The 21,739-nt window shown below is 37.2% G+C and carries 18 protein-coding genes, 1 pseudogene and 1 CRISPR repeat array; of the genes and pseudogenes, 2 read left to right on the top strand and 17 right to left on the bottom strand.

Annotation, left to right across the window (positions count from 1 at the left end; all coding sequences use genetic code 11):
* Positions 1–367: 367 nt before the first annotated feature.
* Genes ACFO3G_RS07615 through ACFO3G_RS07585 form a run of 7 tightly spaced genes read right to left on the bottom strand, consistent with a single transcriptional unit; the run spans position 368 to position 8,004 of the window.
* A complete protein-coding gene (locus ACFO3G_RS07615; protein WP_380079555.1) occupies positions 368–868 on the bottom strand; it encodes an ATPase in 501 nt (166 codons plus the stop codon).
* A gap of 45 nt (positions 869–913) precedes the next feature.
* Positions 914–2,722: a V-type ATP synthase subunit I gene (locus ACFO3G_RS07610; protein WP_380079553.1), complete on the bottom strand. Its 1,809-nt coding sequence runs from the start codon at positions 2,720–2,722 to the stop codon at positions 914–916.
* An 8-nt stretch (positions 2,723–2,730) separates the two neighbouring features.
* Complete coding sequence (locus ACFO3G_RS07605) at positions 2,731–3,354, bottom strand: V-type ATP synthase subunit D (RefSeq protein WP_380079551.1); 624 nt, start codon at positions 3,352–3,354, stop codon at positions 2,731–2,733.
* 11 nt (positions 3,355–3,365) lie between these two features.
* Positions 3,366–4,691, bottom strand: coding sequence for a V-type ATP synthase subunit B (locus tag ACFO3G_RS07600; protein ID WP_380079549.1), 1,326 nt, complete (start codon positions 4,689–4,691; stop codon positions 3,366–3,368).
* Between the two features lie 27 nt (positions 4,692–4,718).
* Complete coding sequence (locus tag ACFO3G_RS07595; protein ID WP_380079547.1) at positions 4,719–6,476, bottom strand: V-type ATP synthase subunit A; 1,758 nt, start codon at positions 6,474–6,476, stop codon at positions 4,719–4,721.
* A gap of 5 nt (positions 6,477–6,481) precedes the next feature.
* Positions 6,482–7,393 (bottom strand): DUF2764 family protein, encoded by a 912-nt coding sequence (locus tag ACFO3G_RS07590; RefSeq protein WP_380079545.1) that lies wholly within the window; start codon positions 7,391–7,393, stop codon positions 6,482–6,484.
* A gap of 20 nt (positions 7,394–7,413) precedes the next feature.
* A complete protein-coding gene (locus ACFO3G_RS07585) occupies positions 7,414–8,004 on the bottom strand; it encodes a hypothetical protein (RefSeq protein WP_380079559.1) in 591 nt (196 codons plus the stop codon).
* Between the two features lie 543 nt (positions 8,005–8,547).
* Here ACFO3G_RS07585 and ACFO3G_RS07580 point away from each other — a divergent pair.
* Positions 8,548–8,757 (top strand): hypothetical protein, encoded by a 210-nt coding sequence (locus tag ACFO3G_RS07580; RefSeq protein WP_380079543.1) that lies wholly within the window; start codon positions 8,548–8,550, stop codon positions 8,755–8,757.
* A gap of 796 nt (positions 8,758–9,553) precedes the next feature.
* On the opposite strand, the gene dprA is transcribed toward ACFO3G_RS07580, so the two are convergent.
* From dprA to thrS, 8 genes are all read right to left on the bottom strand, one after another.
* Positions 9,554–10,672: a DNA-processing protein DprA gene (dprA, locus tag ACFO3G_RS07575; protein ID WP_380079540.1), complete on the bottom strand. Its 1,119-nt coding sequence runs from the start codon at positions 10,670–10,672 to the stop codon at positions 9,554–9,556.
* An 83-nt stretch (positions 10,673–10,755) separates the two neighbouring features.
* On the bottom strand, positions 10,756–11,196 hold the full coding sequence (locus ACFO3G_RS07570) for a hypothetical protein (protein ID WP_380079538.1): 441 nt from the start codon (positions 11,194–11,196) through the stop codon (positions 10,756–10,758).
* 31 nt (positions 11,197–11,227) lie between these two features.
* Positions 11,228–11,824: a YaaA family protein gene (locus ACFO3G_RS07565; RefSeq protein ID WP_380079536.1), complete on the bottom strand. Its 597-nt coding sequence runs from the start codon at positions 11,822–11,824 to the stop codon at positions 11,228–11,230.
* A complete protein-coding gene (locus ACFO3G_RS07560) occupies positions 11,802–11,984 on the bottom strand; it encodes a YaaA family protein (RefSeq protein WP_380079534.1) in 183 nt (60 codons plus the stop codon). The genes ACFO3G_RS07565 and ACFO3G_RS07560 overlap by 23 nt, the downstream gene beginning before the upstream one ends.
* Before the next feature lie 369 nt (positions 11,985–12,353).
* Positions 12,354–12,698, bottom strand: coding sequence for a 50S ribosomal protein L20 (rplT, locus tag ACFO3G_RS07555; protein ID WP_380079532.1), 345 nt, complete (start codon positions 12,696–12,698; stop codon positions 12,354–12,356).
* Between the two features lie 106 nt (positions 12,699–12,804).
* Positions 12,805–13,002, bottom strand: a complete 198-nt coding sequence (gene rpmI / locus ACFO3G_RS07550; RefSeq protein WP_380079530.1) for a 50S ribosomal protein L35 — start codon at positions 13,000–13,002, stop codon at positions 12,805–12,807.
* A gap of 103 nt (positions 13,003–13,105) precedes the next feature.
* The gene (gene infC / locus ACFO3G_RS07545) at positions 13,106–13,705 is read right to left on the bottom strand and encodes a translation initiation factor IF-3 (RefSeq protein ID WP_380079528.1); all 600 of its coding nucleotides are present in this window, start codon (positions 13,703–13,705) and stop codon (positions 13,106–13,108) included.
* 127 nt (positions 13,706–13,832) lie between these two features.
* Positions 13,833–15,791: a threonine--tRNA ligase gene (gene thrS / locus ACFO3G_RS07540; RefSeq protein WP_380079526.1), complete on the bottom strand. Its 1,959-nt coding sequence runs from the start codon at positions 15,789–15,791 to the stop codon at positions 13,833–13,835.
* Positions 15,792–16,383: 592 nt separating this feature from the next.
* Between thrS and nhaD the strand changes: the two genes are divergently transcribed.
* Positions 16,384–17,748: a sodium:proton antiporter NhaD gene (nhaD, locus tag ACFO3G_RS07535; protein WP_380079524.1), complete on the top strand. Its 1,365-nt coding sequence runs from the start codon at positions 16,384–16,386 to the stop codon at positions 17,746–17,748.
* A gap of 272 nt (positions 17,749–18,020) precedes the next feature.
* Positions 18,021–18,650: a CRISPR direct-repeat array (repeat unit 36 nt; unit sequence GTTGTATTCACCTTTCAAAACATAGGCAGTAACAAC).
* A 171-nt stretch (positions 18,651–18,821) separates the two neighbouring features.
* On the opposite strand, the gene cas13b is transcribed toward nhaD, so the two are convergent.
* Both cas13b and ACFO3G_RS07525 read right to left on the bottom strand, forming a co-directional pair.
* Positions 18,822–21,566, bottom strand: coding sequence for a type VI-B CRISPR-associated RNA-guided ribonuclease Cas13b (gene cas13b, locus ACFO3G_RS07530; protein WP_380079557.1), 2,745 nt, complete (start codon positions 21,564–21,566; stop codon positions 18,822–18,824).
* A 76-nt stretch (positions 21,567–21,642) separates the two neighbouring features.
* Positions 21,643–21,739, bottom strand: a pseudogene (locus ACFO3G_RS07525) (transposase); the annotation flags it as partial.

Below are 21,739 nucleotides of genomic sequence, written 5' to 3'. Positions count from 1 at the left end.
GCTGTTTCTATGCTAAAAGCATCGCAATAAAGATCAAGGTGGTTTCTTGAGAGTGCTATACAAGAAAATAATGTTGTTCTTGTGACATCTCTTAGTCTATAACGAATTATGCCTTCAGAACATTAGGATAGAACGTTGGGGTATCTAAACAATTAAGTGTTGCCAATTTATGGGGATTTCTATAGTTCAGAACAAACAAATTAACTTGAAATACCATCTACATTGATAAATAAAGCGGAGTGTCTGCCGGGTCGTGTTTTAAGGTTTGTGTCGTTTAAATTTTCACAAATAAGCATGGTAAAAAACTTAGGGGCTGCACCTTATTTGGTACAACCCCTAAAAGTTATTTCTTTGTCAGCCTGTTTTCTTAAGCTCCAATACCTACCATTGATGGCACAGCGTTGAAAATCAAGATTGATACAAGCAAAGCCAAAATAGCATAAAGCTCAGGGAAAACGGCCATCACCATTGTTGCACCAAAAACATTGTGACCGGCACCTGTTGCCTGAATACCATTAGCACAAACTTGAGCTTGTCTAACTGCAGAGAAAAGACCTACTACACCTAGAGCAAGGCCAGCTGCGAAGATTGCCCATCCGGCAATGGTTGCGCCAATACCTGCACCTGCAAAGATGCCAGCTTTGATTAGCTGGTCGATAAGACCATTTGCCAAGAAGAATCCAACGAAACCGTAAAGACCTTGAGATGAAGGCAAAGCAGAAAGAGCGATGTATGTACCCATAGCATCTGGGTTCTTTTTCATTGCTCCAACGACTGTGTTACCACAAATTGTAACACCGATACTACTACCAATGCCGGTAAGGATCACCATTAGAGCAACTCCGGCGTAAGCCAAAAATAGATTCATAATACTTAAGAATTTTGATTGGTTTGTACTTTATTTTTTAATTTCTTATTGCTTTTTGAAAGGGTTATATGCCTTTCCACCACCTTCGAACTCAGCATTCTTGTAAAATTCCACGAATGTCAAACGAAGAGGGTGAACTAGTGAACTGATCATAGCCAATCCGAAATTTAAGCTGTGACCAATGATAAGGATAAGCGGGAACACTGTCAATTTGAGGATAATACTTCCTTCAGACATATCCACGGCAAGATTGTTAAACACACTCCCTAAGATACCGCCTGTAAGTCCAATAGCGAACAGACGAATATAGGATAAGGTATCGCCAAGCAATCCGGAAGCCATATTGTAAGTATTCCAAATACCTGCACCAAAGTTGAAGAAAGGGTTCTTTCCCGGTGAATTGTAGAAGAATGCGATAAGAACGCATATTCCAAGAATGCCAAGAAGAATGTAACTAACAACTTTAGGTGCTGATGGAGCAAGAGCCGGAAGAAGAAGATATAGTCCTCCTGTCACAATAATCATACCCCACGCATAGGTTGCCAAACCATATTTAAAGCCATGTTGTTTTGCAATCTTAGTACCGGCAACAAATTTACCGAATACGATTTGCAGAAGTCCAACACCAATGGCAACCTTCATCATATTATCTTGATTAAGGAAATAGTCGTTGCTAACACTTCCAAGAAGTTGGTCACCAGCCCATGGCATCACCATACCAAAAACAGATCCCATCAATGCACCTACCACAGCTGCTGTACCACCAAGCCATTGGAAAAGTCCACAGAATGGTTTCATCTTTTTATCAACCTTCATTTTGATCAATGAAGATATCAGGAGCAACATAAGTCCATAACCACCATCTCCGAAACAGAGCGCAAAGAACAGCATAAAGAATGGAGCAAAAAGGGGAGTGGGATCAATCTCATTGTAGTTAGGAAGCGAGAACATTGCTGTAATAGGCTCAAAAAGTCTTGAATAAGCATTATTCTTTAGCTTAATAGGTACAGGATCATCCACTTTAATATCCATCTTTTCGTAATAGATACCTTCTTTGTCAAGAGTCTCCTCAAGACTAGCAGCATCCTTTTCGGGAATCCAACCTTGAAGCATCATCAAACGATCTTCTGCTACTTTATCAGCTTGTATAAGAGCACTGCCAAAATTAAATTTATTCTGAAGAGCACGATCATATGCAGAAATCTCATTAATCCTGTTATCAGCAAAACTAATGAAAGCATCTGTCATCTCCTGTTTCTTTTTCTCCATATCCTCCAGCTCAAGCTTGAGGTGATTGAGACTCTTCATTTGTGGTTTAATCTGCTCAATATCAGGGATTGGCTGATCTTCCGGATGTTGTACCGCAACAAAATAATTAATTGAGCGAATGTTATTTATCACAACAGCACCGTACTGAGTCTCCCAATCTTCTTTGTAAGTAGACGCCGGACAAGCATAAAAACGTAGTACATATCCGGCAGAAGCAAGCTTATCAAGATCTTCAGGAGTAAAGTTTCCCCATACAGCCTGTGCCTCTACCTCTTTTTTCTTGGTTGCAATCTCTTGAACAATCTTTGCAAGTTTATCTTGTATTTCAAGAGCCTCCTGATAAGCCTTCTTACCATCCTCCTCTGTGAGCTCAATACGAGTCTCCTCAGAAGCATCTTCAGAACGTTTTGCTGCGAGTTGTCGTTTGAACATATCTACAGCCTTACGTTCGTTCAAAAGTTCAGTTAAATCGGAGGCAGACTTAGCATCTTGTGTCTCTTGAATATGTACAAGTCCCAGCTCTCTTAAGCGTAATAGGAATGACTCATACTCTTTGTGGAAGATGAGAAATGAGTACTTGTTCATCTTGTATATCATAGATCTTCCTCCTCTTTTTTATTCTTAAGTGCTTCCTTTGCAATATTCTCACGCATAATCTTTTGTGAAGCTTTTGATAAAGACTCTTCATCTTCAAGATAGCGCTTAATCTTACGGATAGCATCTATATAACCCGGAATCTGTACTTTTTCAAAAAGATTGACTTTCTGAGTAGTCTTCTTTCGAGCAAATTCCAAGAACTCCAGCTTTAATGAAAAGAATTCCGCCTTAATACCGGTCGTCGCCAAAGTTGTCAATAAATTAATTCCTTCGGCATACCAAGATGGCGAATTGAAAAGGCTAAATGGTTTGGTCTCATAGTCGATACCATCAAGTTCGGGTACTACGACACCGGCTACTTTACGCGATGACAGTCTGACATCCTTTACTGTGATGAGTGTCGGATCAAACTCATTCCATAGAGCCACCATAGATTGATAACCTTGAATCTCTTCTTCGAGCTGGCGTTCCAACTTTTCCACCTCTCCCTTTGTTTTCTTAACAGCCATACGCAAAGCACTTTCCTTACTTTTGATTGTAGGAAGAGCTCTAACACGTACTTTTAACTGCTTTTCTTGCTGTTGGAGCGATGTTTTATTGTATTGAAACTTAATTGCCATTTCTCAAAGATTTATTTATCGCCTTTCCAGTACTTTTCAACCAAATTCTGTTTGATATTTACCTCGGCTTTAGTAAAATGTTTACCAAATAGATTCCAAGCAACATCAAGCATTTCAGTTGTGTTTAGATTGACGTCAATAGCCAATAGTTGTGAAGAATAGTCATTCGCAAATTGTAATGCTCGTTCGTCATAATCTGTCAAGTCGAAACCATTTTCCATTTTAGTCTGAGCATTGGCTGCGTCAGAGAAAAGACGAACAGCAGCGTTCATCACTTGCGGGTGATCTTCTCTTGTCTTCTTACCAATAACGAGTTGTTTTAGACGAGAAAGCGAACGGAATGGGTCCACAATTACCTTACCAACATTAGTATCACGTCTAAGATACAACTGACCTTCTGTGATATAACCGGTGTTGTCGGGAACAGCGTGTGTAATATCTCCTCCCGAAAGGGTGGTTACTGCAATAATTGTGATAGATCCACCATCCGGGAACTGCACAGCCTTCTCATAAATCTTAGCAAGATCAGAGTAGAGAGAACCCGGCATAGAGTCTTTTGATGGAATCTGGTCCATGCGGTTAGAAACAATAGAGAGAGCATCGGCATAGTTTGACATATCGGTCAAAAGTACAAGTACTTTTTCATGCTTTTCAACTGCAAAATATTCTGCAGCTGCCAATGTCATGTCCGGCACCAGAATACGCTCTACAGAGGGGTCCTCTGTTGTATTGATAAAACTGATGATTCGGTCAAGAGCTCCGGCATTACTAAATGTATTCTTGAAGAATAGATAGTCGTCATTAGTCATACCCATACCACCAAGGATAATCTTGTCTGACTCTGCACGAAGTGCTACCATTGCCATAACTTGGTTAAATGGTTGGTCCGGGTCTGCGAAGAACGGGATCTTCTGACCTGTCACAAGAGTGTTGTTAAGGTCGATACCTGCTATACCGGTAGCAATCAATTCGGAAGGTTGCTTGCGTCGTACAGGGTTTACAGAGGGTCCACCAATTTCAACCTCCTTGCCATCAGGCATTGGCCCTCCATCGATAGGTTCTCCATAAGCATTGAAGAATCGACCGGCTAACTGGTCTCCTACCTTAAGTGAAGGAGCTTTGCCTAAGAATATTACTTCGGCGTTGGTAGGAATACCTTCAGTACCGGCAAATACCTGCATCGTTACTTCATCGTCGTTAATCTTAACAACTTGAGCCAATCTCCCATCAATAGTAGCGAGTTCTTCGTTACCAACACCAGTAGCCTTGAGTGAACAAGTTGCCTTGGTGATATTAGAGATTTTGGTATATATTTTTTGAAAAGCTTGAGTAGCCATATAAATTATATTGATAAGGTTCTACAATTACTTCTTAATTCTTTCAGCTACTAATTTTTGTAGCTCATCGTAGAATTTATTGAAGTCATCACTCTTAAATTCAGAGTAGTTCATCTGCTTAAATATATTGATGAGTTTCTTGAAATATTCAATAACTTCAAGGAAGCCTTCAAATTCAAATTCTGCATTAAGAATCTTCATCACTTCAAGAAGCATGAACTCCTGTCTTTCGAGTGGAGTATTGCAGTCTATATCGTCAAAAGCGTCTTGCTGAAGAATAACGAAGTCGATAAGCTCTGCCTTCCAGAAGATAACATGATAAGCAACAGGCACACCATCATCCCCAAGAATGTTGATCTGCTCTGAAATTTCCTTACCTCTTTGCAGACGAGTCTTGATATCATTAATCATTTCGGTCCATTGTGGAGAAATATGATTTGAGATATATTCTTCAAACTCAGGATATTCAATATACTTAGAATAAGAGTCAATTGGGTTAACAGCCGGATAACGTTTGCGGTCTGCTCGATCCTGCTCAAGGGCATAGAAGCATCGAGCTACTTTCTTGGTATTTTCTGTAACCGGCTCTTTGAGGTTACCTCCGGCCGGAGATACTGTACCAATAAATGTAACAGATCCGGTTGAACCATTATTCAGATACACATAACCTGCTCGTGCATAAAAGTTCGCAATAATAGCAGAAAGGTCCATAGGGAAAGCATCAGGTCCCGGTAGCTCTTCCAAACGGTTGGACATCTCACGAAGAGCCTGTGCCCAACGAGATGTAGAGTCTGCCATAAGAAGTACTCGAAGTCCCATAGAGCGATAATACTCAGCAATAGTCATCGCTGTATACACTGATGCTTCACGAGAAGCAACGGGCATATTAGAGGTGTTAGCAATAATAATGGTACGCTCCATAAGTTTTCGACCTGTGTGTGGGTCAATTAGCTCAGGGAATTCAGCAAAAATTTCTACAACCTCATTAGCACGCTCACCACAAGCTGCAATGATAACAATATCAGCTTCTGCCTGCTTTGAGATTGCGTGCTGAAGTACTGTTTTACCTGTACCAAACGGCCCGGGAATGAAACCTGTACCACCTTCTACGATTGGATTCAGTGTATCAAGTGTACGAACACCAGTTTCAAGAAGTTTGAATGGCCTTGGCTTTTCACGATAACATGTGATAGCTCTCTTTACAGGCCAATGCTGAACCATTGTGATTTTGTGATCTTTTCCCTCTTTATCAGTAACAATGGCCATAGTATCGTCAACTTTGTATTGACCGGCAGCGGCAACTGATTTGATGGTATAATTGTCAGTCATCACAAATGGAACCATGATTTTGTGTGGTTGGTGATTTTCATCAACTTGTCCAATCCAATCACCTGCAGAAACTTGGTCACCAACTTTTGCCAATGGTTTGAAATCCCATTTTTTATCTCTATCCAACGCGTCCGTATATGATCCTCTCTGTAGGAATACTCCTTCCATTTTGTCGAGGTCATGTTGCAACCCGTCATAGTTTTTCGACAGCATGCCTGGTCCTAATGTAACTTCAAGCATAGTTCCAACGAACTCTGCTTTGTCGCCTACACGCATACCACGTGTGCTTTCGAACACCTGTACATAAGCATTCTTACCTATTACCTTAATGACCTCGCTCATGAGCTTAGTCCCGGCAACAGTAATGTAGCAAATCTCATTTTGAGACACCGGTCCTTCCACCTCAACAGTAACGAGGTTGGAGACAATGCCTTTAACAACACCTTTAGTAGCCATTATGATTATTTCTTTTGATTTCTTTTGAATTCTTCAAGTGAGTCTGTACTTTGTGCCTTCAAATCTGTTACAATCTTTCGGAAAGTCATTTCACCTGTCTTTTCATCGAGACTTACCCAGCGTTCGATGATTGATAATTGAAGATAATAGCAAATAAGCCTTTCGATATCGAATACTTTTACAAAGCAAGCTTCTTCGAGCCAATTCCATTTCAAAAGGTCTATCATCCGTTCACGTTTAGTGATATCTGATTCTTCAGCTATTTTTAATATTTCCGGGAGATAATCCAACTCATCTTTAATACCAAAATCCTTCTGTTTAGAAGTTTTCAGCTTTTCAGCTATTGAATTATTGCCAACAACATAATCTTTGGGTTCCCATCCGAGCTTAATTGCTGTATGTGCTGCAAGGATGTTTTTCAGATTCAGATTAAGCTCAAACCATTGTTTCAAGAAATCGTTGTTGCAGTTTAACGCAAAGTCATAGAAAAGCTGAGCAAGTCTATCCATTGCTTTGACACCCGTAAGCTTTTCTTTTTTCTTTACATCCGGATCATCATCTTCTCCTTTTACAGAGATTTGTTCCTTGATAAATGTGTAAAAATACTTGGGAAGGCCCTTGATTTTTGGAAGTTTGGGCTTATTCTCATCTTGAAGAGCTTCTACAATTTTAGCTATGCTTCTATAGGAAAACAAGGTCGGTTTATCCTCTTCTGCATATGCTTTATCTGCATCTTCAAGAAAGTGTAAAAGATACTTGTTCTCCTTTTCCCAAAGGAAGAGATCAAGCAACTTCTTATCTTTTTTTGTAAGTACTGTTTGCAGTTCTTCCAAATATTCGTCTGTACTAAAAGGGAGCTTCTTATCCTCAACAGCGATATTTGGCAAACCGGCAGCAGTAGCGTAATACTTAGCCATATGTTTTGCCGGCTGATAAATTAAAACAACATATCTACAAGGCGAGGGCGGAGGAAGCTCTTAAAGAGGCTGATAAATTGCTCTTCACCGAACATTACCTTGTATGCACCATTGGATGGTGAAATTGTAAAGTCAGCTGGTTTGCCTGCCACCTCTTCTATCTTAACTTTATTGTTCAAGAGGTCTTTGGCATTAGCTTCAAAATACTTAGCCAACTCGTTTGCTTGAGACGAAGAAACAATTATTTGCTCCCCCGGTGTCCAACTCTTAGCTATTGTCAATATCAATTGACGAACATATTCGGGATCAGCTGTTGCAGCTTTAACATTCGAGCTGACAATCTGACCTGAAAGCTGGTCAGCAATGGCACTCTTGAGAGAGCCTACCATTTGGTTAGCATAAAGCTTGAGCTCAGCCTTAGTATTTTTATCCAATTCTTCAGCTCTTTTTTTGGCATCTGCAACAATCTGCTCAGCCTCTGCTTTTGCTTGTTTGATCAACTCAGTACGCTGTTCTTCAGCGTCAGCTACAATTTTTGCAGCTTCACTATTACCTTTTTCTACGCCTTCTCGATAAATCTTATCGGTCAGTTCCTGGATTTTGGAGTCCATCATATTGTATTGTATGTATTAATGCTTACTTGTTAGTCAAATAAAATATGGAGTATGTTCGCTTATTGCTTTTCTCCGATCATTAGTGTTGTTTTCTATTAAACTGACAACCATGGTTGCATTGTCAGATAAACTTTAGGAAACAACCAACATCATAATGCCTCTTAATGGCTACAAAGATATAATAAATTGCAACCTACAACAACATTATACCATCCATTTTTTATCACGATTTAGCTATGATAAAATGGTTACGTCATAAGTTTTTTAATCTTGCTATACAAAATATAGTAAATTAATCGCTACAAATGACAGATGTATGACTCGAAATAAAATCATTGAAATAATGATATCACTCATCCCTTTTTCGAAATCAATTTCAAATAGTATTCCTAAGCATACAATCCGGATTATATTACCGGAAACTACTACGTAATAAATCGAATCAATGGAAAACAAGATAACTTTGCTGCGCATTCTCGCATTAATGTCTTTGTATATTTGTCATAAGATTGGATTAGGTAAAAATAAAAAAGAATAAATATGATGAAGTTATGGTGTTTATTATTTGCTGCTTTTGTTTGCATTACAACATCGTGCAGTATAGTTTCTAAATCTCAATCAGAATATATGGATCCAGATGAGTTGGAAGAGATAAGAGGCGGGCAGGAATATTATGAAGATGAACAAGATTATTATCTGGATGATATGAGGCTGACAGAGACTGCAATTTGTAGTATTCATTCACAATGAATCATATATGTTTAACTTGGAACTCGTTCACGATATATTGTAAGAATGTATGATGGAGCCTCTCACATCGAATTCTTTGTTGACATATTAAAGCTATTGTATGTATTTGCTGAGTAGTCTAATTTCGTTTTTATGTACAACCAAAACAAATTAACGATATTCATATGCTTAAAACCATTGTTACAATATTTTTAATCTTAACAATCATAGGATTTCTTCTTGGCGGCAACTCAATGGGAGAATCTTTTAGAAAAGGTTGTGGTTGTGTAGTTGTACTTTTACTCATTGTTTTTATTTGCCTTCTATTCAATGTATAAGACCTATTATTGTATTAACACAATTAAAGCAATCTAATTTACATATCTCGTTAAAATCTCCATCAATACACATCTCTTTTTATATAGTCCATTTAGGTTTACATAATATTCATTAGATGGTAATGATAATGAAAAGTTATGACAAGAAGATCTGAGTAATGTTTTTGAATATAAGAAGTAAACAATTCATATAAAAAATGCCTTAATACATAGTATTAAAGCACTCATGTCAACATTTACTTGATAGTTTTGAGATAAAATATCATCTCAAAGGTTGATGTATTGTAACTTACAATGTTGAACTTTTATCGGTTATAAAAAGCAAGTCGTAAAATCCGACTGTTCGAAACAATTTAAAGATAAACCTCATTATTTCTCTGCGAAGATACTACAATTTAGGTTATCTGCAAAATATATTCTTTGCAATAAAGACTCGTTATTGCAATTGTCTTGCTAAGTCAAGGTGCTTATTTGTTCTTCTATCTGACATCATATATTCCTCCCGGCAGGCAAGTAACAAAACCGTCAAATTCGAGCTCAAATAATATATTCGTAATCTCGCTCATGGTCACATTGCACTTTACTGATAAATCATTTATTTGTTGAGGACCATTCTTCATGATGTATTTGACAATCATACTGTGTTGAGGATTTTTCGGCATTTCTTTGGTCATTATACTGTTATTAACAGACGATTCTATAGCATCCCAATTCATAGCTTCGATGATATCTACGGCATTACATACAGGGATAGCATGATGAGATTTGATAATACTGTTACACCCTAATGAATGCAAATCATGAATTCTTCCCGGTACAGCAAAAACATCTCTATTATATTGCATTGCCAGTTTTGCAGTGATAAGACTTCCTCCTTTTTTAGAACTTTCAATTACAAGTGTTGCATGACTCAATCCTGCAATAATACGATTTCGACTAACGAAGTTGTAACGATCCGGATTGGTATGATCTAAGTATTCAGTAACTAACCCTCCATTGTCAAGCATTTGTAATGCCACATTGCGATGAACAGTAGGGTAGATCCGATTAAGGCCATGAGCAAGTACACCTATCGTGGGCACATTACAATCCAAAGAAGATTGATGAGCCATCACATCAACGCCATAAGCCAATCCACTTACAATTAGTAAATTAGGTATATTTTCTGATAGTTCTTTTATCAATTCGCGACAGCAACGTTCACCATAACTTGTCATACTTCGGGTACCAACCACAGATAGGATGCGACATCTCTTTTCAAAAAGGGTGGTATCTCCTAAATAAAACAAAAGGGATGGAGCGTCAGGAATTTCTCTTAAGAGAGTCGGGTAGTGCTTTTTGTCAACACCATAACAATGGACGCCATGCTCAACTGCCCATTCTGCATGTTTATATGATTTTGCAAGAAGAGGAGAATCGTAAAGACTATCGACTAATCGGGAAGAGATGCTTTTCATTTGATTGCATAAATTTTGACGACTCTCAAAAATTGCCTTTCCACTTCCCATTACTTCAAGTAGACGCCTTGCTATAATTGGACCAACACCTCTTGCTTGTGTTAATGCTATACGACAAGCCAATTCATCTGTATCAAACATGCACAAAATATAAGCCAATAAACCGAATTGTCAAGCTAAAGCATAATTAAACATAATAAAAACACCTGCTTTTAAATACACATTCAAACTTTAAGATTAATCACAAACTTCTTTCCCTTTTCGTCCTCTATAAGACAAAGGTCTTTTTGATTGATTAGATAAAGTTTGTAATTCCCATTTTTACGACTGTCGTAAAATCCGGTAAAACCCATAAACCCCCAAGAGCCAAAAGTACGTACAGAACCAGATAAGTAACTTTTATCTATCGGTGTTACACGACACAATTTACGATCAAAACATAACCTTTTACCACTCACAAGTATTACTTGAATAGAGTCATCGTTTACAAGTGTATAACGAGGCATGATCAAAGTAAAATAGATATTAATTGGAAGGACTAATAGAGCTATTACTAAAAAAGTCATTCCATAGACCATCATTGCTCCAATAAATACGAAAGGAAGGAGCCACATAAATATCGAAAGAATTACGGACCATAATGGAAGATGAAAAGTTTGTTTCATTTTTACGAAATCTGAAAGTTAGATCTATTATTTACTGGTAAAGATATAAATTCGATTTAGAAATAGTAACTACATCTATCATTATATAATACACATTATGTTTAATTAGAAGATGAAAAATAAAAGAACAACCAATTTGATTATTTAGAATAAACTTTGTCATGTCTCCTCTTAACATCTTTGTATGTACGACAATACTTTTCATTTTCCCATTTTTTAGAGTTTTAAACTCCGGTGTGATGATATCAAGTTCTTTATTGACCTTCTTCCAATTAAATAGTTTTTTCATTTCATTGCTTGCAAGATTGATCAAGACGCCATCGTCTTTTTTCACTTCACTGATCAGATAATCCGTAAGAATTGGTTTCCAATAATTGAATCGACTCAGATTGTCTATTACAGTATTTCCCTCAAGTCGATATGATTTTATTCCATCCAAAGGTCTCAGAAGACCATATAAAAAAGACGTGATCAAAAGATGTTTGTCAGCATAATTCAGCTGATCTTGGTTCATTGACTCAGCGCCAATATGCTGAAAAACAATTCCTTGATATGCTAATATTGCAGGGGTGATTATATTGTCTTTGCTTGCAAAAACCTTATATCTAATTAGATTTTTCTTTTGCAATTTCTTCATTTACATCAAGAGTCTCTCTGAGATCAAACAAACTCATTGTTGCCAATTTATTTGCACATTGATGGGCCTCCCTATCAAAATGAGGTTCATGCGTTAAGACTCCCCTACTCGTTCCTCCCATTATTTTAGCACAAGAAATAAGTATTTGCATAGTTTTTTTGTTTTCAAAGATACTCCCAATTATTAGTTGTTCAAAGATCTACACAAACGACATATCATCAATACTTATCCATTCCCGGCTATTCCCATTTGCATACGAATGATGGTTAGGTTATTAAATCACTAAAAAGAGACTTCAATCTACATGTTCGGCCTTGCATGACTTTACTATTGATTTTTACAGTATTGACAAAATGCATGTTATGATGCAACGTATTCTCTTAATCCTGTAATTACAGAATTGGTGATGGAATGGATAAGCATATCAAGCATGACCAAGATCCATTGCTTTCTCAAAAACAAACGAAGGGACACATCGTCAAAGATGTATCCCTTATATTTAGTCTGTAAGTTTCTAAACTTAACGCACTTTGTCAACGATAGCCTTGAATGCTTCCGGATGATTAACAGCCAAGTCTGCTAAAACCTTTCTGTTAATTTCGATACCGTTCTTGTGAAGAGCACCCATTAGACGAGAGTATGACATACCTTCAAGTCTTGCAGCAGCATTGATACGCTGAATCCAAAGAGCTCTGAAGTTGCGCTTCTTAGCTTTTCTATCTCTAAAAGCATAGGTTAGACCTTTTTCCCAAGTATTCTTGGCAACTGTCCAAACGTTTTTGCGGGCACCGATGTATCCGCGAGTCAACTTCAAGATTCTCTTTCTCTTTGCTCTTGAAGCTACATGATTGACTGATCTTGGCATAATTTCTAAATGTTTTTTGATTGGTAGCGATTGAGCATTATTAACTGCCCAACTCTTTTATTGCTATCCACTCTGTTATAAAAATCTAGTTAAAAACTCCAACTAATTACTTTACACAAAGGAGTTTCTTCACACGCTTCTCGTCCACCTTGTCCATCATAGCAAAGTGTGTAAGATTACGCTTTTGCTTCTTTGTTTTCTTTGTCAAGATGTGGCTCTTGAATGCGTGCTTACGCTTGATTTTACCTGATCCAGTAAGAGTAAATCTCTTTTTAGCACTGGAATTAGTCTTCATTTTAGGCATTTTGCTTTAAATAAATTTGTTAAACGTTTAATGCCTCGGAGACAACCTTGAGGATTGCTCCTACGGCCTTTAAATTAATTATATAATGTCCCTAAAAAGGATATTATTTATCTTCCTCTGCAGACTTTTTATCATCTTTCTTATCAGATGGTTTCTTTGGAGCCTGCTTCTTTGTGGTACCCGGCTTCTTTGGTGCGAGCATCACAGTCATTCGTTTACCTTCCAGGATAGGCATCTGCTCGACTCTGCAATAATCTTCCAAATCGTTAGCAAATCTCAGAAGAAGAACTTCGCCTTGCTCCTTAAACAGAATAGAACGCCCTCTAAAGAACACAAAAGCTTTCACCTTTGCTCCATCTTCCAAAAATCCTTTGGCATGTTTAAGCTTAAAATTGTAATCGTGATCATCAGTCTGAGGTCCAAAACGAATCTCTTTCACAACCACTTTTACACTACGGGCTTTCTGCTCTTTTTGCCTCTTTTTCTGTTGATAGATAAACTTTTGATAGTCCGTTACTCTACAAACAGGAGGCTTGGCAGTCGGCGAGATCTCCACGAGATCCAAACCCTCTTCTTTAGCTATTTTACGAGCTTCTTGAATAGAGTAAACACCCTGTTCTACATTATCGCCTACTAATCTTACTTCGCGGGTTCTTATTTCTTCATTTACCCGGTACTGATCTTTCAATTGTCCTGTTGCCATTCAGTATTTTTTACAGTTTGAGCTCGACACCTTATTAATTATGGTTCTCGCTCCTAAATCTTTTTTTAGAGTTTTTATACGAACTATTATAATAAATCCTAATCAATTTTACAAGCATTCTTCTGTTTTAGAAATCAATTTCTGCCTGCCAAGCATTGATCATTGCATTCACCTCATCGGTAATTTGCTCCGCAAAGGTAGTTATTTTTACTGAACCTTGATCACCTTCACCCTGTTTTCTTACAGAAACTTCTTGATTTTCTGCCTCTTTCTCGCCCACAATAAGCATATAAGGGATCCTTTTAAGCTCATTGTCACGAATCTTACGACCTATCTTTTCATTTCTGTCATCCACAAGAACACGAATATCCTGCATCTCAAGCTCTTTGGCTACCTTATATGCGTAATCGTTAAATCTTTCACTTATAGGTAGTACAACAACCTGATCCGGTGTCAACCAAAGAGGGAATTTTCCGGCTGTATGTTCAATGAGCACAGCAACAAACCTTTCCATTGATCCAAAAGGTGCTCTATGAATCATCACAGGTCTATGCTTTTGATTGTCTTCACCGGTATATTCAAGTTCAAATCTTTCCGGAAGATTGTAGTCGACCTGGATTGTACCAAGCTGCCATTCACGACCGAGTGCATCCTTAACCATAAAGTCCAGTTTGGGCCCATAGAAGGCAGCCTCTCCGTATTCGATAGTTGCCGGTAGTCCTTTTTCTTCACAAGCTTCAATGATAGCCTGCTCAGCCTTTTCCCAATTTTCTTCAGCACCTATATACTTTTCACGATTAACTTTATCTCGGAGAGAAATTTGCGCCTTAAAGTTTTTAAAATCAAGAGCCTTAAAGATGATAAAGATAATATCCATCACCTTACAAAACTCCTCCTTTATCTGGTCTGGTCTACAGAAAAGATGGGCATCATCTTGCGTAAATCCTCTTACTCTTGTTAGACCATGAAGTTCTCCTGACTGCTCATACCTATACACAGTACCAAACTCAGCCAATCTGACTGGAAGATCTCTATATGAATGAGGAGAACTCTTGTAAATTTCGCAATGATGAGGGCAGTTCATAGGTTTAAGCATAAACTCTTCACCCTCTTGAGGAGTGGTGATCGGTCTAAATGAATCTGCTCCATACTTAGCATAATGTCCTGAAGTTTTGTATAGCTGAATATTACCAATATGTGGAGTAATGACCTGCTTATATCCAAATTTCTTCTGAATCTTTTTGAGGAAATCTTCCAACTGAAGCCTAAGCTGTGTACCTCTGGGAAGCCACAATGGGAGTCCTGCACCAACATTCTGACTAAAAGTGAAGAGTTCAAGTTCTTTACCAATCTTTCGATGGTCTCTTTTCTTAGCTTCTTCAATCATAGCCACATACTCATCGAGCATCTTCTTTTTAGGGAAAGTGATACCATATATACGAGTAAGTTGCTTACGTTTTTCATCACCTCTCCAATATGCACCTGCCACACTTGTCAATTTAACAGCCTTAATGTAGCCGGTATTCGGAAGATGCGGTCCACGACATAAGTCCGTAAAACCACCCTGCTTATACAATGTGATTGTGCCATCTTGAAGTTCAGAGATAAGCTCAACTTTGTATTCATCATGCTTATCTTCAAACATTTTGAGGGCATCAGCCTTAGATATATCGCATCGTACAATAGGTTCAGACTTTTTGATAAGCTCCTGCATGCGCTTCTCAATCTTAGGAAGATCTTCTTCCTTAATTGTAGCTGTACCAGGATCAACATCATAATAAAAGCCTTGCTCAATAGCCGGACCAATACCAAATTTGATACCGGGATAAAGCTCCTCAAGTGCTTCTGCCATAAGGTGAGCACTTGAATGCCAATAAGCGTGGCGGCCTTCAGGATCTTCCCACTTATATAATTTGACTGAGGCGTCTTGAGTGATAGGACGAGTAAGGTCTCGTACTTCACCATTTACACCTGCAGCTAACACTTCTTTTGCCAAGCGAGGACTAATGCTCTCTGCTATCTGCATAGGGGTAATCCCTGATTCATACTCACGAATGCTGCCATCAGGGAAAGTAATCTTAATCATCGTCATTATATTCCTTGCATTATTATTTGATTGCAATCGATGCAAAGGTAAGACAATAGCTTTAAAATACCCAAAGAAAAGGGCGGGCTTTTTTAGAAGCCATATTGAATGGATTTCACAATAGATTGAAAAGAGATGTAACAGCAACCAATTGGGATTAAAGGGATGCTTCTAAATCCGATCTGAGACAACAGCTTCGTCAGATAGCATTTAAGACTAACATATTTTCAATTCAATATTTCTTAGTCTGAACAATAAAATGAGACTTACCCCTTCTGATTCAAATAAGAAAAAGGATTGATCTCTTCATATTAGATCCATATAAATATCAGGGAAGTAGTTACGCAAAAGAGAATGGAAACAACGCCTTTATGTACTCAATAAACACCAATATTTTGATACATTCTATTTCAAAAAGTTATAAATAATAACTACCTTGCTTTGAAGATTGTCAGCCAAATTTTCATATCAAAATATTGATACCTAAATTTGCAGCCTGTTTTAGTAAGCGATCGAACGAAAGACTTACACTTTTGAATCAGAGAGTGATCCAAAAGAGAGCCTTTTTATTGAAAATTTTATTTATTACAAGATGGCAACATTAACTACCGCAATTATCATCTCGTTCGTATTAGGGTACCTACTTATTGCACTCGAAGGCCCCCTTAAAATTAATAAGTCTGCAACAGCACTTATGATGTGTGTGCTATGTTGGACTTTTTACATGATGAATCCTCTTGCTTTTGTGCAGACGATGCACCCGGAGGCAGGTGTGACATCAGCTAATCTAATGGACTATGTTTACACATTATTCAAGGATCTCTTAGGAGATACCAGTGAAACGCTTTTCTTCCTTCTTGGAGCCATGACAATAGTGGAGATTGTCGATTCTAACGGAGGATTCAATTTCGTAAAGGAGATTTTACAGTCAAAAAGCAAACGTTCACTTCTGTGGAAGATTGCCTTTCTTACCTTCTTCCTATCCGCAATTTTGGACAACCTTACCACTACCATTGTTATGATTATGGTATTAAGGAAGATTATTAAATCTCACGAAGACAGGCTTTATTACATTGGAACTGTAGTCATTGCCGCAAATTCGGGTGGAGCCTTCTCCCCTATTGGTGACGTCACTACAATTATGCTATGGGTCAATAACCTTATCACGAGTCATGGAGTAATATCCAGTATTTTTACTGCTTCTCTCGCTTCGATGATAATCCCAACATTTATTCTTCAATTTGGGCTACATGGGAAAATAGAACCTGAAGTGGAAGAGAATGGAACGAAGAAACTTTACTTCACTCCTATCGAACGTAAGATTGTCTTTTTCCTTGGCGTAGGAGGTTTAATCTTTGTACCAATATTCAGACATCTCACCAAACTTCCGCCATTTATGGGCATATTGCTTGCCCTCGGAGTACTTTGGTTTGCAACAGAAGTCTTCTATAAAAGGAAGGTAAGAAAAGGGCTAAAAGATGATCCACGACACAGAGTAGCTGCTCTCTTAAATAAAATCGACCTATCAACCATTCTATTTTTCTTAGGCATTCTGATGGCTGTAAATTGCTTACAAGAGGTCGGTATCCTTAAAAATTTGGGTGAATGGGTAAGAGAAGCTTCCGGAGGAAACAACTATATTGTCACCGGAATAATTGGTATCATATCATCCATAGTAGATAATGTTCCCCTTGTTGCGGGATGTATAGGTATGTATCCAATGGAAGCTACAGGACCTTTGGCACTTGACGGAGCTTTTTGGCAACTGTTAGCTTACTGCGCCGGTGTCGGAGGATCAATGCTAATCATTGGAAGTGCTGCAGGTGTTATCGCAATGGGACTCGAGAAAGTTTCATTTGGATGGTATCTTAAACATGTTTCTTGGGTAGCTCTTGTCGGTTATTTTGGAGGAATGTTAGTATACTGGATACAAAATCATTTGATATTTGTACAGTAATACATCAGCAAAACTGAAACAGTAAATAAGAGGAGGCAAACACATTCATTCCGTGTTTGCCTCCTCTTGTATTTTTTTACTATCCAATAAACTATTAGAACACCAACAATCTTGAATTACATAAAAACCTTGCAATTGCACTATAAACGTTGGACATCATCAATTAGTCATATCCTCTTAATCTATACAACGTGCTTATTTTCTGTCGGATAGACTGCTTCCGACAAATTAGGATAAGAAAAACACGCTTTGGTGTCATCAAATGGGTGATTGTTGTATTTACCTTTCAAAACATAGGCAGTAACAACCATTAAGAAGTCTAGGAAGATAAGGTCTCTGTTGTATTCACCTTTCAAAACATAGGCAGTAACAACCTAAACTCGACAAGGAAATAAAGAATGTGCGTTGTATTCACCTTTCAAAACATAGGCAGTAACAACGAAGGTCTGGACAATCTTCTTGAGAAGGTTGTTGTATTCACCTTTCAAAACATAGGCAGTAACAACTTGAATCATATCGATACGTCGAGGTGTACGGTTGTATTCACCTTTCAAAACATAGGCAGTAACAACTAGGTTCCATAGGTATCACAGAGAGTGAGAGTTGTATTCACCTTTCAAAACATAGGCAGTAACAACCAGCTTGAATCTGATGAATTATTCTCTTATGTTGTATTCACCTTTCAAAACATAGGCAGTAACAACGAACAGACCTTAAGAAGCTTTGAAGCCTTTGTTGTATTCACCTTTCAAAACATAGGCAGTAACAACAGCCCTTATAAGAATGCCATGCGATTAGCCGTTGTATTCACCTTTCAAAACATAGGCAGTAACAACCAGAGATTGACAATCTGCGAGACCTGTTGTGTTGTATTCACCTTTCAAAACATAGGCAGTAACAACTAAAACATATCTAATTTAATACAAATGAATCTGTTATTAACCTATTATAGGATATAATTTATCATCAAAGTAGCTTTCAATATCCTGTATAAATGACCTCAAGGAATGCAATAAGTAATCTGCTATTGATTTAAATCTTTCAGATTCATATTGTCCAAAAAGTAGGTGCAATTACTTCCAATAATTTAGATGAATTAATTCATTGTGAGCAAACTTATTTCTTATTAAGATTACAAAAAAAACTTTTTGGATCAAAGGTCTTTGTGAAGAAAGTTCACTAATATCATTTGCCTCAAAATCGAAAGATCTCAACAATTTTTGGCCTGATTCTAATACCGGATCAGGCGTTTTTTTTAACAGATCTATTACATATCTCCGAAAGTTTGGTTCATCACCAACAACTCCATGCTTCAATATATAGGCTTCAAAATTATGGATCTCCTTGAAAATATATTCTCTTCTAATAATCTCATATTGTATTAATTCTTCTTCAATCTCCTTTTTTGACCACTTTTTATTAGGATTATAACTAAAAATTGTTTTAACCTTATTGTCTTCAAGCAACTGCCTAAACTTTCCGAAATCTTTTAACTTGATCTGTGGTTCACAGATCTGTCCTTGCTCATACAAAAATGTTTTACTCCAAATAAAAGACTCCTTGATTATATTATCAGAACTATCACCCTTTTTACGTATGCTTTGACTAATCGCATTCTTTTGCTGATTGAGTCGCTCTGATCGAGAAACAAAGATATCTGATAATGAAATATTAAAATCTTCTTCCTTGACTTTAAATATTTTACAAGCTAAATCCTTGACAATAAGCATTAAATAGACATCTTGGATCTGATTTTGTTTTATCATCCGATCTCTTTTTAAACGAATATTGAATTTATCTTTGTCGGTTAGATCAACATCATTCTTTTCTAACTTATAGAGCTCACTATAATCTCGTTCGTACTCATAAAATGCTTGATAATCAGCATAGTCTTGAGCATATCGATACCATTCCGCAAATTTCTCAGGATCTTCTTTATACTGAAGATTAGGTATAAAAGTCGGCCTTTCGTCAAAGATTCCTCGATCAAAAACAAGTGGTTTTGCCAAAATTTTGGATTTTAGGTTGTCAAACCCATCGATAACATACAGTCGTCTATTAAAGAATGTCCAGATTCTCTGCTGCTTTATTGCTTTATTAAAGAGTTTGTTACTATTAGTTAAAACACTATTCTTCATAGCTTCAAGCATCTTTGAGCGAATGATTAAGTAGAAATTCAATAACTCTTCAAAAGACGAAGCTTTATCAAACATTTGTTGCAAATCCAATGAATAGGCAAAGTTTTTATCGTTCTTAAAATCCCATACTGAACAAAGTAAATCGACCGCCTCCCTTCTTTCATGTTTATGGTAAAAAGCAAGAGCAGCCTGAAGTTGCCTATGACAATATCCTTTCCATGTTGAGCGATTTGGCATAGGCATTAGACGTATTAAATCTCGGGCCATCCATGTTGCCATCTCCCCTCTTTCTTTTTTCTTTAGATGACATTCACCTTTATTATTTTGGGATGAACTAAGAATTTCACATCTTTTTTGCGTTTGCTCTATTTCCTCTGTTATCGCATTTAACAACTTAGATTGATTAATATGCTCTAATTTAGTAGCTTTTCGAAGTGTTTTAGGAATATGCTTGTATTCATTCTTCTCTTTTTCTTTAACATTTGAGAATGATTCTAATAGGCTTAACTTTTTTAATAGCTTATCAATTAGTATTTGTTCTGCATCACGAGGAGTGTTACATAAGGAAAGAAGAAAAAATAACAATGAAGGTATTTCATTAAGAGATAACATAGCAACAGGTTCATGAAAAACACACTTCTTTTTCAAACTTAATTCAAATATCATTCGAGAGACAGTTATTTTTCCTTTTATTCTTTCTGTTCGTTGCTCAATCTGATCTCTTTTCGCATGATACTCCTTTATTTTTTCTAAAAGCGTTTTGCATGAAAGAAATATTGGTACATTATTGCCGACAAAATTATAGGATGGATTTGGGAAACGTTCCCATCCGGTTTTATCTTTATCAGGCACCAATTTTTCAACCTTAGATTTAGAGAGGATTGAGAGCTTGCCAAAAACATTTATTTTTTCCTTTATTATTCTACTTGTCACACCTATGTTTCCTGGTAAAACTTTATCCCTTCTATCATGGACATAATTACCCAAATGCACTTGAAATCGCAATGAAGGAAATTCTACAAATTCATCCAAATATCTAATAACAAAGTAGTTGAACTTGTCTTCGTATCTTTTTCGTATTACAGGATGTATAATAGTTGATCTATAATTTGTTTCATTGTGATCCAGCACAAATTCATTTATATCTTCTAAGAACTCTTTTCTTTTCTCTTTATTCAACACTTCGTATACTGATTCTGGCACCTTACTTAACTCATCAATAATCTGAACCAATAGAGTTTCCCTTGGATAATCTGTATTTAGCATCTTTTTATACCCCTTAAATGCCCCCCAAGAATACACCCAATGGGTAGCCATAAATCGCAAACTATTATTCTCTCTTGTTATTTCATTCCTTTCTGTCTTAATTACCTTTGCTTTAAATCCTTTGATACGACTGCGAAACTCTTCCCCCTCTTTTTTTGACAAGAAGGAACTCAACAGAAAAACAATAGCACTCTGCGATAGACAGATTCCATTCTCAGGTCTATTTTCATCACATCTTTTAGATTGATAATAACGAGAAAGCTCAAAGTGATCTTTTCCTTTCGGTTTATAGCGCAAATGATTAAAAGCATCATTAAACACAGCATTATTGACACTATCAATACTTGTGGTATATCCATTTCGCTTCATCCACTCCTCCTTGTCCCTGCACAGTATCTCAAACTCTTCGAACAGAGATTCTTTAAGAAGATCTTGGGTCTTACCATCTCCTTTTTTATTCTTACAATAGTTCGTTAAAAAATATCCAAGCCTAAGCGGCTCTGGCAGTAAATAAAATGAGTTCTTTGAAAAGTTTGTCAATAACTTGCGGGTCTGGGCTAATCCCAAACACGCAAATAAATCGTTCA

It is taken from the genome of Falsiporphyromonas endometrii (genome assembly GCF_042654485.1).
In the GTDB taxonomy this organism is placed as follows: Bacteria; Bacteroidota; Bacteroidia; order Bacteroidales; family Porphyromonadaceae; genus Porphyromonas; species Porphyromonas endometrii.
The sequence above is the reverse complement of the archived record's forward strand: the minus strand, read 5'-3'. Positions and strand labels throughout refer to the sequence as shown.

What these genes read in the sequence shown, in the direction of transcription:
- ACFO3G_RS07605 (WP_380079551.1), bottom strand. Translation starts at nt 3,354, where the DNA reads ATGGCAATTAAGTTTCAATACAATAAAACATCGCTCCAACAGCAAGAA.
- dprA (WP_380079540.1), bottom strand. Translation starts at nt 10,672, where the DNA reads ATGTTTGATACAGATGAATTGGCTTGTCGTATAGCATTAACACAAGCA.
- ACFO3G_RS07600 (WP_380079549.1), bottom strand. Translation starts at nt 4,691, where the DNA reads ATGGCTACTCAAGCTTTTCAAAAAATATATACCAAAATCTCTAATATC.
- ACFO3G_RS07585 (WP_380079559.1), bottom strand. Translation starts at nt 8,004, where the DNA reads ATGGACTCCAAAATCCAGGAACTGACCGATAAGATTTATCGAGAAGGC.
- infC (WP_380079528.1), bottom strand. Translation starts at nt 13,705, where the DNA reads ATGGCAACAGGACAATTGAAAGATCAGTACCGGGTAAATGAAGAAATA.
- rplT (WP_380079532.1), bottom strand. Translation starts at nt 12,698, where the DNA reads ATGCCAAGATCAGTCAATCATGTAGCTTCAAGAGCAAAGAGAAAGAGA.
- ACFO3G_RS07615 (WP_380079555.1), bottom strand. Translation starts at nt 868, where the DNA reads ATGAATCTATTTTTGGCTTACGCCGGAGTTGCTCTAATGGTGATCCTT.
- ACFO3G_RS07590 (WP_380079545.1), bottom strand. Translation starts at nt 7,393, where the DNA reads ATGGCTAAGTATTACGCTACTGCTGCCGGTTTGCCAAATATCGCTGTT.
- rpmI (WP_380079530.1), bottom strand. Translation starts at nt 13,002, where the DNA reads ATGCCTAAAATGAAGACTAATTCCAGTGCTAAAAAGAGATTTACTCTT.
- ACFO3G_RS07580 (WP_380079543.1), top strand. Translation starts at nt 8,548, where the DNA reads ATGATGAAGTTATGGTGTTTATTATTTGCTGCTTTTGTTTGCATTACA.
- thrS (WP_380079526.1), bottom strand. Translation starts at nt 15,791, where the DNA reads ATGATTAAGATTACTTTCCCTGATGGCAGCATTCGTGAGTATGAATCA.
- ACFO3G_RS07570 (WP_380079538.1), bottom strand. Translation starts at nt 11,196, where the DNA reads ATGAAACAAACTTTTCATCTTCCATTATGGTCCGTAATTCTTTCGATA.
- ACFO3G_RS07560 (WP_380079534.1), bottom strand. Translation starts at nt 11,984, where the DNA reads ATGCAAATACTTATTTCTTGTGCTAAAATAATGGGAGGAACGAGTAGG.
- ACFO3G_RS07595 (WP_380079547.1), bottom strand. Translation starts at nt 6,476, where the DNA reads ATGGCTACTAAAGGTGTTGTTAAAGGCATTGTCTCCAACCTCGTTACT.
- ACFO3G_RS07610 (WP_380079553.1), bottom strand. Translation starts at nt 2,722, where the DNA reads ATGAACAAGTACTCATTTCTCATCTTCCACAAAGAGTATGAGTCATTC.
- nhaD (WP_380079524.1), top strand. Translation starts at nt 16,384, where the DNA reads ATGGCAACATTAACTACCGCAATTATCATCTCGTTCGTATTAGGGTAC.